Source organism: Streptomyces sp. NPDC020731, from assembly GCF_044334705.1.
In the GTDB taxonomy this organism is placed as follows: domain Bacteria; phylum Actinomycetota; class Actinomycetes; order Streptomycetales; family Streptomycetaceae; genus Streptomyces.
On record NZ_JBIRTN010000001.1, the window covers coordinates 486,832 to 501,452 of the forward strand.

At 70.8% G+C, this 14,621-nt stretch carries 9 protein-coding genes; 6 read left to right on the forward strand and 3 right to left on the reverse strand.

All coding sequences use genetic code 11. The features are described 5' to 3' along the window. The first annotated feature begins 79 nt into the window (after positions 1 to 79). From ACH4VX_RS02245 to ACH4VX_RS02270, 6 genes are all read left to right on the forward strand, one after another. Positions 80 to 1,084 (forward strand): carbohydrate ABC transporter permease, encoded by a 1,005-nt coding sequence (locus ACH4VX_RS02245; RefSeq protein WP_398365216.1) that lies wholly within the window; start codon positions 80 to 82, stop codon positions 1,082 to 1,084. A gap of 13 nt (positions 1,085 to 1,097) precedes the next feature. Next, the gene (locus ACH4VX_RS02250) at positions 1,098 to 2,009 is read left to right on the forward strand and encodes a sugar ABC transporter permease (RefSeq protein ID WP_398365218.1); all 912 of its coding nucleotides are present in this window, start codon (positions 1,098 to 1,100) and stop codon (positions 2,007 to 2,009) included. Between the two features lie 231 nt (positions 2,010 to 2,240). Next, positions 2,241 to 3,935: a glycoside hydrolase family 13 protein gene (locus ACH4VX_RS02255; RefSeq protein WP_398365220.1), complete on the forward strand. Its 1,695-nt coding sequence runs from the start codon at positions 2,241 to 2,243 to the stop codon at positions 3,933 to 3,935. A gap of 157 nt (positions 3,936 to 4,092) precedes the next feature. Continuing rightward, positions 4,093 to 5,466 carry an alpha-amylase family protein gene (locus ACH4VX_RS02260; RefSeq protein WP_398365222.1) on the forward strand — a complete coding sequence of 458 codons (1,374 nt, stop codon included), beginning with the start codon at positions 4,093 to 4,095 and terminating at the stop codon, positions 5,464 to 5,466. A gap of 208 nt (positions 5,467 to 5,674) precedes the next feature. After that, a complete protein-coding gene (gene pulA, locus ACH4VX_RS02265; protein WP_398365224.1) occupies positions 5,675 to 11,086 on the forward strand; it encodes a pullulanase-type alpha-1,6-glucosidase in 5,412 nt (1,803 codons plus the stop codon). Positions 11,087 to 11,141: 55 nt separating this feature from the next. After that, positions 11,142 to 11,501 carry a 5-carboxymethyl-2-hydroxymuconate Delta-isomerase gene (locus tag ACH4VX_RS02270; RefSeq protein WP_398365226.1) on the forward strand — a complete coding sequence of 120 codons (360 nt, stop codon included), beginning with the start codon at positions 11,142 to 11,144 and terminating at the stop codon, positions 11,499 to 11,501. Between the two features lie 26 nt (positions 11,502 to 11,527). Here ACH4VX_RS02270 and ACH4VX_RS02275 read toward each other — a convergent pair whose 3' ends face one another. The 3 genes from ACH4VX_RS02275 to ACH4VX_RS02285 form a co-directional block, all read right to left on the reverse strand. After that, complete coding sequence (locus ACH4VX_RS02275) at positions 11,528 to 11,971, reverse strand: hypothetical protein (RefSeq protein WP_398365228.1); 444 nt, start codon at positions 11,969 to 11,971, stop codon at positions 11,528 to 11,530. Continuing rightward, positions 11,968 to 12,663: a TetR/AcrR family transcriptional regulator gene (locus ACH4VX_RS02280; protein ID WP_398365230.1), complete on the reverse strand. Its 696-nt coding sequence runs from the start codon at positions 12,661 to 12,663 to the stop codon at positions 11,968 to 11,970. The genes ACH4VX_RS02275 and ACH4VX_RS02280 overlap by 4 nt, the downstream gene beginning before the upstream one ends. A gap of 64 nt (positions 12,664 to 12,727) precedes the next feature. Further along, the gene (locus ACH4VX_RS02285) at positions 12,728 to 14,617 is read right to left on the reverse strand and encodes a hypothetical protein (protein WP_398365232.1); all 1,890 of its coding nucleotides are present in this window, start codon (positions 14,615 to 14,617) and stop codon (positions 12,728 to 12,730) included. Positions 14,618 to 14,621: the final 4 nt, after the last annotated feature.

Sequence of the window (14,621 nt, forward strand, 5' to 3'; positions counted from 1 at the left end):
ATCCGCTTCCAGGAGGGGAGGGTCCGGCGGCCGCCGGCCTGTGTGCCGTACTCCTTGATCATCCAGAAGGTGCCGAACCATGACAGTCGCCATCGACCGCGCGACCGGCAAGCGCCGCGGTGACCGCGCGCCCCGCCCCGGCCCGCTCCACCGCCTGAAGCGCGGATACCAGAAGCACTGGTACGCCTACGCCATGATCGCGCCGGTGGCCCTCGTGCTCGGTGTTATCGTGCTGTACCCCCTGGCGTACGGCTTCTATCTCACCCTCACCGACGCGGACAGCCTGAACTCGGCCCGCACCATCGGCGCCAACGAGATCGAGGCCACCTACAAGTTCATCGGCATCGACAACTACGCCGACATCCTGTGGGGCGAGACCGCCTACGACCGCTTCTGGTCGCACTTCATCTGGACGATCGTGTGGACGGCCGCCTGTGTCGCCCTGCACTACGGCATCGGCCTGGGCCTGGCCCTGCTGCTCAACCAGAAGCTGCGCGGCCGCACCCTCTACCGGCTGGTCCTCATCCTGCCGTGGGCCGTGCCGACCTTCGTCACCGTCTTCGGCTGGCGCTTCATGCTCGCCGACGCCGGCATCATCAACACCGCCCTGGACTCCGTCGGTCTGCCGTCGCCGGCGTGGCTGGAGGACTCCTTCTGGCAGCGCGCCGCCGCCATCATGGTCAACACCTGGTGCGGTGTGCCGTTCATGATGATCTCCCTGCTCGGCGGACTGCAGTCCATCGACGCCAGCCTGTACGAGGCGTCCGAGATGGACGGCGCGAACGCCTGGCAGCGGTTCCGTCACGTCACCCTGCCCGGGCTGCGCTCGGTCAGCTCCACCGTGGTCCTGCTCGGCGTCATCTGGACCTTCAACCAGTTCGCCGTCATCTTCCTGCTCTTCGGCAACACCGCCCCGGAGGCACAGATCCTCGTGACCTGGGCCTACCAGCTCGGCTTCGGACAGCAGCCACGCGAGTTCGCCGAGTCCGCGGCCTACGGCATGCTGCTGCTGGCCATCCTGGTCGTCTTCACCTCCTTCTACCGCCGCTGGCTGAACCGCAATGAGCAGCAGCTCGCGATCTGAGGCAGGAGTCCCCATGAGCACCACCACCGTCACCCCCACTGCTCCGGCGGACCGGCCCGCCCACGACTCGCTCCCGCCCCGCAAGGTGCGCCGGCGCGGCGAGGGCAGCCCCCTGGCCCGCCTCACCACGCACGGCGTGCTGACCGTGGCCAGCCTGATCGCGCTGTTCCCGGTCGCCTGGCTGGTCTTCCTGTCCCTCGGTCCCGACAAGGGCGACTATCTGCGCCCCGGCGGCATCTGGGGCAAGATGACGCTCGACAACTACTCGTTCGTCCTGCAGAACACGAACTTCTTCGACTGGCTGAAGAGCTCGCTGATCGTCTCGCTCGGCACCACGGTCATCGGCGTCCTGGTCGCCGCCACCACCGGCTACGCGGTCTCCCGCATGCGCTTCCCGGGTTACAGGAAGTTCATGTGGGTGCTGCTGCTCACCCAGATGTTCCCGGTCGCCGTCCTGATGGTCCCGATGTACCAGATCCTCTCGGATCTGCGGCTCGTCGACAGTTACCTCGGACTCATCCTCGTCTACTGCTCGACGGCGGTGCCGTACTGCGCCTGGCTGATGAAGGGCTACTTCGACACCATCCCGTTCGAGATCGACGAGGCGGGACGCGTCGACGGGCTGACCCCCATCGGCACGTTCGCGCGGCTGATCCTGCCGCTCGCCAAGCCAGGGCTGGCGGTCGCCGCGTTCTACAGCTTCATCACCGCGTTCGGCGAGGTCGCCTTCGCCACGACGTTCATGCTCGACGACGAGAAGTACACCCTCGCCGTCGGTCTGCAGAGCTTCGTCAGCGAGCACGACGCACAGCGCAACCTCATGGCCGCCACCGCGGTCCTGATCGCGATACCGGTCTCCGCGTTCTTCTACCTCGTGCAGAAGAACCTGGTCACCGGCCTCACCGCCGGCGGCACGAAGGGGTAATAGCCGCCAGGGGGGTGAACTGCCGTCGTTCGGCTGCCGCGCCGTCGTGGCCTGCCGCGCCCGCGCGGCGGAGCCGCACATCGACGCGGACCGCGCCCCTGTACGGCGTTGCCCTCCCCGGGCCCGAGACGGCCGCGGTGGCCATCCGACCCCGCTGTCACCGCGGCCGCCTCGTCTCCTCGCCGTCCCGCCTCCACTCGCTTCCATGCCCGAACTCGTATCAAGGACGACATGAGCCAGCAGCACTCCGCCGCCCCGGCCCCGACCTCCACGACCGACGCGGCCGTCGCCACCGTCGCCCGGCGCCGCGACTGGTGGCGGGACGCGGTGATCTACCAGGTGTACCCGCGCAGCTTCGCCGACAGCAACGGCGACGGCATGGGCGACCTGGAAGGCATCCGCTCCCGCCTGCCGTACCTGCGCGACCTCGGCGTGGACGCCGTGTGGCTCAGCCCCTTCTACGCCTCCCCACAGGCCGACGCCGGCTACGACGTCGCCGACTACCGTGCCGTCGATCCCATGTTCGGCACCCTGCTCGACGCGGACGCGCTGATCCGCGACGCCCGCGGCCTTGGCCTGCGGATCATCGTCGACCTGGTCCCGAACCACTCCTCCGACCAGCACGAATGGTTCAAGCGCGCCCTCGCCGAGGGCCCCGGCTCGCCCTCGCGCGACCGCTACCACTTCCGCCCCGGCAAGGGCGCGAACGGCGAGCTGCCGCCCAACGACTGGGAGTCGATCTTCGGCGGCCCGGCCTGGACCCGCGTCACCGAGCCCGACGGCACGCCCGGCGAGTGGTACCTGCACCTGTTCGCACCCGAGCAGCCCGACTTCAACTGGGAGCACCCGGCCGTCGGCGACGAGTTCCGCTCCATCCTCCGCTTCTGGCTCGACATGGGCGTGGACGGCTTCCGCATCGACGTCGCCCACGGCATGGTGAAGGCCGAGGGCCTGCCGGACCTGGGAAACCACGAGCAGCTGAAGCTGCTGGGCAACGATGTCATGCCGTTCTTCGACCAGGACGGCGTCCACGACATCTACCGCCAGTGGCGCCTCATCCTCGACGAGTACAGCGGCGAGCGCATCTTCGTGGCGGAAGCCTGGACCCCGACCGTCGAGCGCACCGCGAACTACGTCCGCCCCGACGAACTGCACCAGGCGTTCAACTTCCAGTACCTGGGCACCCACTGGGACGCCGAGGAACTGCGCACGGTCATCGACCGCACCCTGGACGCCATGCGTCCGGTCGGCGCCCCCGCCACCTGGGTGCTGTCCAACCACGACGTCACCCGGCACGCCACCCGCTTCGCCAACCCGGCCGGTCTCGGCACCCAGATCCGTCTGGCCGGCGACCGGGAGCTCGGTCTGCGCCGGGCGCGTGCGGCGACGCTGCTGATGCTGGCGCTGCCCGGTTCGGCGTACGTCTACCAGGGCGAGGAGCTCGGGCTGCCGGACGTCGTGGACCTGCCGGACGAGGTGCGCCAGGACCCGGCCTACTTCCGGGGCGCCGGACAGGACGGCTTCCGCGACGGCTGCCGGGTGCCGATCCCGTGGACCCGGGAGGGCTCCTCGTACGGCTTCGGCGACGGCGGCAGCTGGCTGCCGCAGCCGGCGGGCTGGGGCGAGCTGAGCATCGAGGCGCAGACCGGCGACCCCGACTCGACCCTGGAGCTGTACCGGTCCGCGCTCGCCGTGCGCCGGGACCAGGCCGACCTCGGCGCCGGCGACGCGGTGGAGTGGCTGAGGGCCCCCGAGGGCGTCCTCGCCTTCCGGCGCGGCGAGTTCGTGTGCGTCGCCAACACCACGGGGGAGTCGGTGACCACCCCGTCGTACGGTCGTGTCCTGCTCGCCAGCGGTGAGGTGGAGGAGACGGCCGGCGAGGCCAAGGTCCCGGCGGACACGACCGTGTGGTGGACCAGGGGCTGAGGTTCGGCTCGCAACTTTTTTCGTTCAAGTTGGTACGGCCCGCTGCCCTTTCGGGTGGCGGGCCTCTAACATCTGCGTTGCCGCAAGGTTGCCGAAGTTTTCTGCAAGAAGCTTCAAGCGGTCTCCCCACGCCCTTCGATGAAGAAGGAAACCCCACATGGCACGCAGAACCCTCTCCGGGGTGGTCGCCCTCGCCGCCGCCTCGGTTGTCATGGCTCCGACCGGTGCGGAGGCGTCCCCGCCCGGCGGCAAGGACGTCACCGCCGTCCTGTTCGAGTGGAACTTCGCCTCGGTCGCCCGTGAGTGCACCACCACCCTCGGTCCCGCCGGATACGGATACGTCCAGGTCTCCCCGCCCGCCGAACACATACAGGGCTCGCAGTGGTGGACGTCGTACCAGCCGGTGAGCTACAGGATCGCCGGGCGGCTCGGTGACCGCGCCGCGTTCAAGAACATGGTCGACACGTGTCACGCGGCCGGCGTCAAGGTCGTCGCCGACACGGTCATCAACCACATGTCCGCGGGCAACGGCACCGGCACCGGCGGATCGTCGTACACGAAGTACAACTACCCCGGTCTGTACTCCTCGTACGACTTCGACAACTGCACCTCGCAGATCAGCAACTACGGTGACCGCGGGAACGTCCAGAACTGCGAACTGGTCGGCCTCGCCGATCTGGACACGGGGGAGGAGTACGTCCGCAAGACCATCGCCGGGTACATGAACGACCTGCTGTCGCTGGGCGTGGACGGTTTCCGCATCGACGCCGCCAAGCACATGCCGGCCGCCGACCTCGCCAACATCAAGTCCCGGCTGAGCAACCCGGGCGTGTACTGGAAGCAGGAGGCCATCCACGGCGCCGGTGAGGCCGTCCAGCCCACCGAGTACACGGGCAACGGCGACGTCCAGGAGTTCCGGTACGCGTACGACCTCAAGCGGGTCTTCAACAACGAGAACCTCGCCTACCTGAAGAACTACGGCGAGGGCTGGGGCTACATGAACAGCTCCGTCTCCGGTGTCTTCGTCGACAACCACGACACCGAGCGCAACGGCAGCACGCTGTCCTACAAGGACGGCGCCAAGTACACCCTGGCCAACGTCTTCATGCTGGCCTGGCCCTACGGCGCCCCGGACATCAACTCCGGCTACGAGTTCTCCGACCACGACGCCGGACCGCCGAACGGGGGCCGGGTCGACGCCTGCTGGCAGAGCGGCTGGAAGTGCCAGCACAACTGGCCGGAGATCAGGTCCATGGTCGCCTTCCGCAACGCCACCCGTGGTCAGGCCGTCACCAACTGGTGGGACAACGGCGGAGACGCCATCGCCTTCGGCCGGGGCAGCAAGGGCTTCGTGGCCGTCAACCACGAATCGGGCTCCCTGACCCGCACCTACCAGACCTCCCTGGCCGCGGGGACGTACTGCAACGTCCAGAACAACACCACGGTCACCGTGAACGGCTCAGGACAGCTCACCGCCACCCTGGGCTCCGACACGGCCCTCGCGGTGTACGCCGGCAAGTCGTCCTGCTGAACGCGCGCGGGCCGCGTCGCCGTTCACGGGGCGGCGGCGCGGCCCGCGTCCGCATGCAAGTCCTTACCGTTACTTTCACAACCCTTGCTGTAAAGCTTTCAACGGGGATACGGTCACGCCGACGCTCCGGTGACGTGGCCGAAACAGGCCGTGCCGCGGCGTACGGGGTCGGACCCGAATCGAGCCGTAAGCGCAAGGAGTTATCGCCTTGATACCCAGATGGCCCGCGCCCCCCGGGCGCCGCACCGCGCGGGGCGGACGCGTCGCCGCCGTCACCGTGGCCGCGCTCGCCGCAGCGCTCGTGCAGCCGGTCGCCGCCCGCGCGGACACACCGCCGGCACCGCCCTCGGACGCGAAGCTCGCCAAGTCGCCCGCGCGGCACGATCTGACCCGCGAGCAGTTCTACTTCGTCCTGCCGGACCGTTTCGCCAACGGCGACACCAAGAACGACCGCGGCGGACTCACCGGTTCGCGCCTCAGCACCGGGTACGACCCCACCGACAAGGGGTTCTACCAGGGCGGCGACCTCAAGGGCCTGACGAAGAACCTCGACTACATCAAGGGGCTCGGCACCACCGCCATCTGGATGGCGCCCATCTTCAGGAACCAGCCCGTGCAGGGGACGGGGGAGAACGCCTCCGCCGGTTACCACGGTTACTGGATCACCGACTTCACCCAGGTCGACCCGCACTTCGGCACCAACGACGACCTCGAGAAGCTCATCGACAAGGCCCACGACAAGGGCATGAAGGTCTTCTTCGACGTCATCACCAACCACACCGCCGACGTCGTCGACTACGAGGAGAAGTCCTACGACTACCTCTCCAAGGGCGCCTTCCCGTACCTGACCAAGGACGGCGAGCCCTTCGACGACGCCGACTACGCCGACGGCTCGCGCAGGTTCCCGCGCGTCGACGACGGCTCCTTCCCGCGCACGCCGGTCGTGCCCGACGCGAAGGAGGACCTCAAGGTCCCGTCCTGGCTCAACGACCCGGACATGTACCACAACCGGGGCGACTCCACCTTCGCCGGCGAGTCCGCCGAGTACGGCGACTTCTCCGGGCTCGACGACCTGTGGACCGAGCGTCCCGAGGTCGTCGACGGCATGGCGAAGATCTACCAGCGGTGGGTCAGGGACTTCGACATCGACGGCTTCCGGATCGACACCGTGAAGCACGTCAACATGGAGTTCTGGACCCAGTGGGCCACGGCCCTGGACGCCTACGCGGCCAAGAAGGGCCGGGACGACTTCTTCATGTTCGGCGAGGTGTACTCCGCCGACACGGACATCACCGCCCCGTACGTCACCCGGGGCCGCCTCGACGCCACGCTCGACTTCCCGTTCCAGGAGGCGGCGCGGCAGTACGCCTCGCAGGGCGGCAGCGCGAAGAAGCTGGCCTCCGTCTTCGGCGACGACCACAAGTACGCCACCGACAAGGCCAACGCCTACGAGCAGGTGACCTTCCTCGGCAACCACGACATGGGCCGCTTCGGAACGTTCCTGACGCAGGACGACCCGGAGGCGACCGACGCCGAGCTGCTGAAGAAGGACATGCTCGCCAACGAGCTGATGTTCCTCAGCCGCGGCAACCCGGTCGTCTACTACGGCGACGAGCAGGGCTTCACCGGCGCCGGCGGCGACAAGGACGCCCGCCAGACCCTGTTCGCCTCCCGTGCGGCCGACTACCTCGACGACGACCTGATCGGCACCGACCGCACCCACGCCGAGGACACCTACGACACGCGAGCACCGCTCTACCGGCAGATCAGTGCTCTCGCGAAGCTGCGCAAGGCCCACCCGGCCCTCACCGACGGCATCCAGCAGGAGCGGTACGCGGCCGACGGCGCGGGCGTCTACGCCTTCTCCCGCACCGGCACGGGGAAGGACACCACCGAGTACGTCGTCGCCTTCAACAACTCCGGCGAGGCCGAGCAGGCCACCTTCGCGACCGGCTCCGCGCGGATGACGTTCAGGGGCCTCCACGGCACCGACGCCTCCGTCACCAGCGACGCCGACAAGAAGATCACCGTCACCGTGCCGGCGGGCTCGGCGATCGTCCTCAAGGCGTCCGGCCCGCTCGCCGAGCCGGCCGCGAAGCCCACGGTCACCCTCAAGGCGCCCGAGACCGGAGCCACCGGCACCGTCGAACTCACCGCGGACGTCGAGGGCGGACAGCTCAACCGGGTCGTCTTCGCCGCCCAGACCGGCAATGGGAAGTGGCGGACCCTCGGCTCCGCCGACCACGCCCCCCACAAGGTCACCCACACCATCGGCGAGGACGTCCCCGCCGGCACCGCCCTGCGCTACAAGGCCGTCGTGATCGACTCGGCCGGCCGCACCGCGAGCGCCCTGGCCGCCTCCACCACGGGCACCCCGCCCGTCGAGGAGCCGCCCACCGCCGCCTCCCGCGACTACGCGATCGTCCACTACAAGCGCACGGACGGCGACTACGACGACTGGGGCCTGTACGCCTGGGGCGACCTGGCGGACGGCGAGGCCACCGAGTGGCCGGACAGCCACCCCTTCACCGGCCGCGACGCCTACGGAGCCTTCGCGTACGTCAAGCTCAAGCCGGGCGCGTCCGACGTCGGCTTCCTCGTCATCGACAAGGACGGTGACAAGGACGTCTCCACCGACCGCACGATCGACCTCACCAGGACCGGTGAGATCTGGATCGAGCAGGGCAAGGAACCCGTCACCACCGAACGGCCCGACTACCCGGCCCAGGACACCACCAAGGCCGTGCTGCACTACCACCGCGCGGACGGGAAGTACGACGGCTGGGGCCTGCACACCTGGACCGGTGCGGCGAACCCCACCGACTGGTCGAACCCCCTGGAGCCGGTGAGGACTGATGCCTATGGCGCGGTCTTCGAGGTGCCGCTCGCCGAGGGTGCCACCAGCCTCAGCTACATCCTCCACAAGGGCGACGAGAAGGACCTCCCCACCGACCGGTCGCTCGACCTCAAGGCCAGCGGCCACGAGGTGTGGCTGGTGAACGGCCAGGAGAAGTACCTTCTGCCGCAGCCGGCCGGCTCGGCGGCGGCCCTCGACCCGGCCACCTCCAAGGCGGTCTGGATCGACCGGGACACCGTCGTCTGGGACGGCTCCGAGGCCGCCGCCTCCACCCAGCTGCTCGCCTCCCGCACCGGTTCCATCAAGGTGCAGGACGGCGCGCTCACCAGCGAGGACGCGCGCTGGCTGCGGCTGACGAGTGCGACGCTCACCGACGCCCAGAAGGCGAGGTTCCCGCACCTGAAGGACGGCACCGCCTGGTCCGTCGACCCGCGCGACCGGGACCGCGTGCGCGAGGCCCTGCGCGGCCAGGTCGTCGCCTCCCAGCACGCGGCCAACGGCGCCGTGCTCGCGGCGACCGGCGTGCAGATCGCGGGCGTACTCGACGACCTCTACGCGGACGGCGCCACGAAGGCGGAGCTCGGCCCGGTGTTCCGCCACGGCCGGCCCACCCTCTCCGTCTGGGCGCCGACCGCGCGGAACGTCTCCCTGGAGATCGGCGACCGCACCGTCCGGATGCGCCGCGACGACGCCACCGGCGTCTGGTCCGTCACCGGCCCGCGCTCCTGGAAGGGTGAGGAGTACCGGTACGCGGTCGAGGTGTGGGTGCCCGGCACCCGCGAGATCGTCACCAACAAGGTCACCGACCCCTACTCGGTCGCCCTGACCACCGACTCCGAGCGCAGCCTCGTCGTCGACCTGGCCGACCGGTCCCTGAAGCCGCGTGCGTGGTCGACGTACGACAAGCCGAAGGCCGTGCCGCTGAAGGACGCCCAGATCCAGGAACTGCACATCCGCGACTTCTCCGTGGCGGACCGCACGGCGAAGAACCCCGGCACCTACCTCGCCTTCACCGACAAGGACAGCGACGGCAGCAGGCACCTGCGTGAGCTGGCGGAGGCCGGCACCTCGTACGTGCACCTGCTGCCCGCGTTCGACATCGCCACCATCCCCGAGAAGAAGTCCGACCGGACGACCGTCGACTGCGACCTCGCCTCCTACCCGGCCGACTCCGACAAGCAGCAGGAGTGCGTGGCGAAGGCCGCCGCCAAGGACGCCTACAACTGGGGTTACGACCCGTACCACTACACGGTCCCCGAAGGCTCCTACGCCACCGACCCGGACGGCACCGAGCGCACCGTCGAGTTCCGCGAGATGGTCAAGGCGCTCAACGAGGACGGCCTGCGCGTCGTGATGGACGTGGTCTACAACCACACCGCCGCGAGCGGCCAGGCCGAGACCTCCGTCCTGGACCGGATCGTGCCCGGCTACTACCAGCGGCTCCTCGCCGACGGCTCGGTCGCCAACAGCACCTGCTGCGCCAACACGGCCACCGAGAACGCCATGATGGGCAAGCTGGTCGTCGACTCGATCGTCACCTGGGCCAAGGAGTACAAGGTCGACGGCTTCCGCTTCGACCTCATGGGCCACCACCCGAAGGCCAACATCCTCGCCGTCCGCGAGGCCCTCGACGCACTGACCCCGAAGAAGGACGGCGTCGACGGCAAGAAGATCATCCTGTACGGCGAGGGCTGGAACTTCGGCGAGATCGCCGACGACGCCCGCTTCGAACAGGCCACGCAGAAGAACATGGCCGGCACCGGCATCGCCACCTTCTCCGACCGGGCCCGTGACGCCGTGCGCGGCGGCGGCCCCTTCGACGAGGACCCCGGCGTGCAGGGCTTCGCCTCCGGTCTCTACACCGACCCCAACTCCTCGAAGGACAACGGCACCGAGGCCGAGCAGAAGGCCCGCCTCCTGCACTACCAGGACCTGATCAAGGTGGGCCTGAGCGGCAACCTCGCCGACTACACCTTCACCGACACCGGCGGCAAGGAGGTCAAGGGCTCCCAGGTCGACTACAACGGCGCCCCCGCCGGATACGCGGCCGCGCCCGGCGACGCCCTCGCCTACGCGGACGCGCACGACAACGAGTCGCTGTTCGACGCGCTCGCCTTCAAGCTGCCCAAGGACACGTCCGCCGACGACCGGGCCCGCATGCAGGTCCTCGCCATGGCGACCGCCACCCTCTCGCAGGGCCCGGCCCTCTCCCAGGCGGGCACCGACCTGCTGCGCTCCAAGTCCCTGGACCGCAACTCCTACGACAGCGGCGACTGGTTCAACGCCATCCACTGGGACTGCGCGGACGGCAACGGCTTCGGCCGCGGTCTGCCGCCGGCCGCCGACAACGAGGCCAAGTGGCCGTACGCCAAGCCCCTGCTCGGCGCGGTGAAGGTCGGCTGCCCGCAGATCGAGGGCACCACGGCCGCCTACCAGGACCTGCTGGAGATCCGTACGAGGGAGAAGGCCTTCTCCCTCGACACGGCCGCCCAGGTGCAGTCCCGGCTCTCCTTCCCGCTGTCGGGGGAGGACGAGACACCCGGCGTGATCACGATGACCCTCGGTGACCTGGCCGTGGTCTTCAACGCCACGCCCGAGCGGCAGGAGCAGCGCGTCGCCGCGCTCGCCGGGACGGGCTACCGGCTGCACCCGGTGCAGGCGGCGGGCGGGGACGCGGTCGTGAAGACCTCGGCGTACGCGAAGGGGTCCGGCACGTTCACCGTTCCGGCGCGCACGGTCGCGGTGTTCACCACCGCCGGCTGACCCCGTAAGGAGCTGCGGCTAGTGTGAGCCCTCCCGACCCGGATCAGGAGGGCTCATGCCGCAGATCACCGTCGACTACTCCGAGCGACTGGCGGACGGCTTCGACCGGCCCGCCTTCGCGCGGGACCTGCACACCGCCGTGGTGGAGATCGCGGCCGCCAGGCAGCCGGCGTGCAAGACCCGGTTCCGGCGGACCGAGGACGTCGTGGTCGGCCCCGACACCGACGGGCACGCCCTCGTGCACGTCCACATCGCCATGCTGCCCGGCCGCAGTGACGGGACCAAGGCCCGCCTCACCGAGACCGTCCTGGAACTGCTGCGCCAGTACGTGAAGCCGGCCGAGGGGCAGACGCTGCACGCCTCCGCCGAGGTCCGCGACCTGGACGCCTCGTACCGGAAGTTCGAGGGCGAGTAGGCCCGCACCGGCCGCAGCGGACGGGGTCACGCCAGGCCGGTGCGGCCCAGCCAGGCTGGCCGCACCGGGATTCCGTCCTCGTCCACCTCGTCCGGATCGAAGGCCGGCTCCGCCGGCTCGTCCGCAGGAGCGTCCGGGGCGGGCGGCGGGGCGGGTCCCCCGGCCTCCGGTTCCGGGGCGGGGGGTGCGTCGGAGTCGGCCAGCAGTTCTCCCACGGTGAACCGGCTGGCGAACGTCTGCCACGACCCCTCGACGACGAGCAGGAACCCGTCACCGGTCCGCAGCAGCCGACGGCGTCCGGGACTCGCCGGGTGCTCCGGTACGTAGCCGCGCGCCTGCCGCTCCAGCTCCGTGAGCGCCGCCTCCCGGGACCCGTCGATCTGCGCGAGCACCCGGGCCACCGTGTGCTTGCGCTGCCCGATCCCCTGGGTCGTCTCGACGACCAGAGCCCACGTCGTCCCCGTACTCACGGGCCCGCCAGCGTGATGAGCCGGGTGGCGAGGTCGGTGAACGGCCCGTCGCCCGGCTCGTTCTCGAGCAGGCCGCGCAGCAACGCGGCCAGTTCCTCGTCGCGGGCGGCGGCCACGGCGGCGAGCGCGGCGAAGTCCTGCACCAGCTGCGCCTCCAGCTCGGCGCGCGGGATGCGCCTGCCGTCCAGCCAGATCAGCGCCGTCGACTCGACGAGCGAGATCCAGGACCGTACGACCAGTTCCAGCCGCACCGGCGCCGGACCCACCACGCCCATGTGCGACAACATCTGGTCGTACGCGGCCTGCCGTACGGAGTCGATCAGCGCGTTGGTGGCGGAGGAGCCGACCGCCGGGCCGCCGCGCATCAGGGCGGCGAAACCGGGCCCGTGCTCGTCGACGAAGTCGAAGAAGCGGGCCATCACCCGCCGTAGCCGCGACCCCAGCGGACCCTCGTACGGCTCCACGAACCGGGACGCCAGATCCTCCGCCGCACGCCTCAACGCGGCCTCGTACAGGCTGAGTTTGCCGGGGAAGTAGTGGTAGACCAGCGGGCGGGAGATGCCCGCCCGTGACGCTATCTCGTCGATGGAGACCTCGTCGGGGGAGCGCCGGCTGAACAGCTCGAGGGCCACGCCGATCAACTGCTGCCGCCGCTCCTCGACTCCCATTCTGCGCCGTACCCCGGTAGTCATGCGAACACCTTACCGATCGATTCCGGCCTCGAACGGTCCGGACCGGACGGCTGTGTTCATCCGGCTACCGCAGTCCGCTGATCGACCGCCCGGTCCTCAGTGTGCCCTTGAGCTCCGCCCGGGCGCCTTTCTCCGCGCGGACGGTCAGCAGATTGCCCTGCGTCGAACCCTCGACGCCGCCCGTCGCCGTGACGGACGTCGTGTCCCGGCTGCCGGCGGCCAGCAGGTACCAGTCGCCCGTTCCGGACTTCCACAGCACCCCGGCGAGCACCCGCGGTTCGCGCTCCCCGCAGGCCGGCGCGGACTCGGCCTTCGCCGCCACCGCCCCGAACCGCGCGCCCGGCGTGTGGAACTGCGCCAGCACCCGCGCCCCGCCGCCCCGCCAGGTCTCCGCCCGCGTGCACACCCACGCCGCCGTGCTGCCCGCCCCGGGCAGCGGCTGCTCGGCGAACGCCCAGGCGTTCACGCTCCGTACGCCCGCCGAGCGCATCGCGCTCAGCGAGCAGGCGTACGGCGCCCAGGTGCGCAGCGCCTTCGCACCGGAGGCCTCACGTACCCCGCCGGGACGCCCGGCGGTCAGGTGGGCCGGGACCAGCTCGCCGAGGTCGGTCACCAGCCGGGTGCCGGTGCCGTCGGTCAGTTGCAGCACGTTCCAGGAGGCGCACGGCCCCGACTGAAGGGCGGTGCCGGCCAGCGGAGAGGTCACGCCGTCGGTGAAGGTGAGGGCCGTCGCCTCCGAGCCGGGCTCGCGCAGGTCCCGCTGGTCCGCCTCACGCACCCAGGGTGCCAGCAGGTAACGGACGTTGCCGTCGACGCGGCTCAGCACCACCGCGCCCGACCCGGCCCGGCCGGCGCCGTCGACGCGGGCGAAGTCGAGCGCGGCGCCCTGCGTGCCGTCCTTCGGCTCGGCGTACCTGGCGAGACGCAGACCGTCGTACAGGACCACCACGCGCGCGGTGTCGACCGTCCCCGCGTACAGCAGCCGGGGCGGTCCGGCGGGGCCGCCGGACGGGGTGCCCGGGGTCGCCGACACCCGGACGTTCTTCCCGGGCCGGGCCCAGACGGCGAGGGCGCGGCGCAGCAGGGCCTTGTCGTCGGTGCGGTCGCCGCGGGCCGGCCACACGGAGAAGTCGGTGCGCGCGGACGTCCGCCACGCGGTGGGGGAGACCCGGGTCAGCTTCCCCGGGTCCAGCGCCGCCCGCGCGGCCGGGTTCTGCGCGTACGGGGGCGCGGCGGCGCCGTCGGGGCCCCAGCCGTCGCCCGGCAGCCCGAGCAGCGTCCCGCAGACCGCCAGCGCGGCCCCGGCGACCAGCGCGGCCTTCAGCCGGCGGCGGCGGCGCAGCAGATCGGTCGGCCGGACCTGCAGCGCGCAGGGATCGAACTCGGGGGAGTCGAGCAGCCGGTACGGATCGGGGATCCGGTCGGCCTCCTCCAGCGCGGCGTCCACGTCGGCGACGCCCGCGGCCCTGAGCACCTCGCGCACGTCCCCGTCCGGGAGCCGCTCCAGGCCGCGCAGGGCGTGGGCGGCGCGGGCCGGACCGGACAGCGCGGACAGCCGCTGGTCCAGCGCGAGTTCGTCGACCCCGCCCGAGCGCGGGAACAGCTTCAGCCCCCACACCTGCGGCAGCGGCGGCGGCAGCCGCGCCCCGCGCTTCAGCGCCGTACGCAGTACCTGGAGGCGGATCAACGCGTACCCGGGGTCGCCGTCACGGCCGGCCTGCTGGGCGGGGATCAACGGCGCGGGGGTGCGGCCCCGGGGCAGTGCCCGCTGGACCAGGGAGTGCGCGGTGAGCACCCGCCTGCTCCGGCCCCTGCCGGACGGCAGCACCAGGTAGGCGAGCCGGACGAGCCGCGGGTAGTGCTCGACGAGCGCGGCCTCGGCCTGCTCGACGCCCACGACCGGACCGGCCGCGGAGGAGCCCGGGGAGGGCGGGACGACATCCTGTGACTGCACGTTC

Bases quoted from the DNA above. Each gene is read 5' to 3' on its own strand.
- ACH4VX_RS02280 (WP_398365230.1), bottom strand. From the start codon at position 12,663: ATGACTACCGGGGTACGGCGCAGAATGGGAGTCGAGGAGCGGCGGCAG.
- ACH4VX_RS02260 (WP_398365222.1), top strand. From the start codon at position 4,093: ATGGCACGCAGAACCCTCTCCGGGGTGGTCGCCCTCGCCGCCGCCTCG.
- ACH4VX_RS02255 (WP_398365220.1), top strand. From the start codon at position 2,241: ATGAGCCAGCAGCACTCCGCCGCCCCGGCCCCGACCTCCACGACCGAC.
- ACH4VX_RS02245 (WP_398365216.1), top strand. From the start codon at position 80: ATGACAGTCGCCATCGACCGCGCGACCGGCAAGCGCCGCGGTGACCGC.
- ACH4VX_RS02270 (WP_398365226.1), top strand. From the start codon at position 11,142: ATGCCGCAGATCACCGTCGACTACTCCGAGCGACTGGCGGACGGCTTC.
- ACH4VX_RS02250 (WP_398365218.1), top strand. From the start codon at position 1,098: ATGAGCACCACCACCGTCACCCCCACTGCTCCGGCGGACCGGCCCGCC.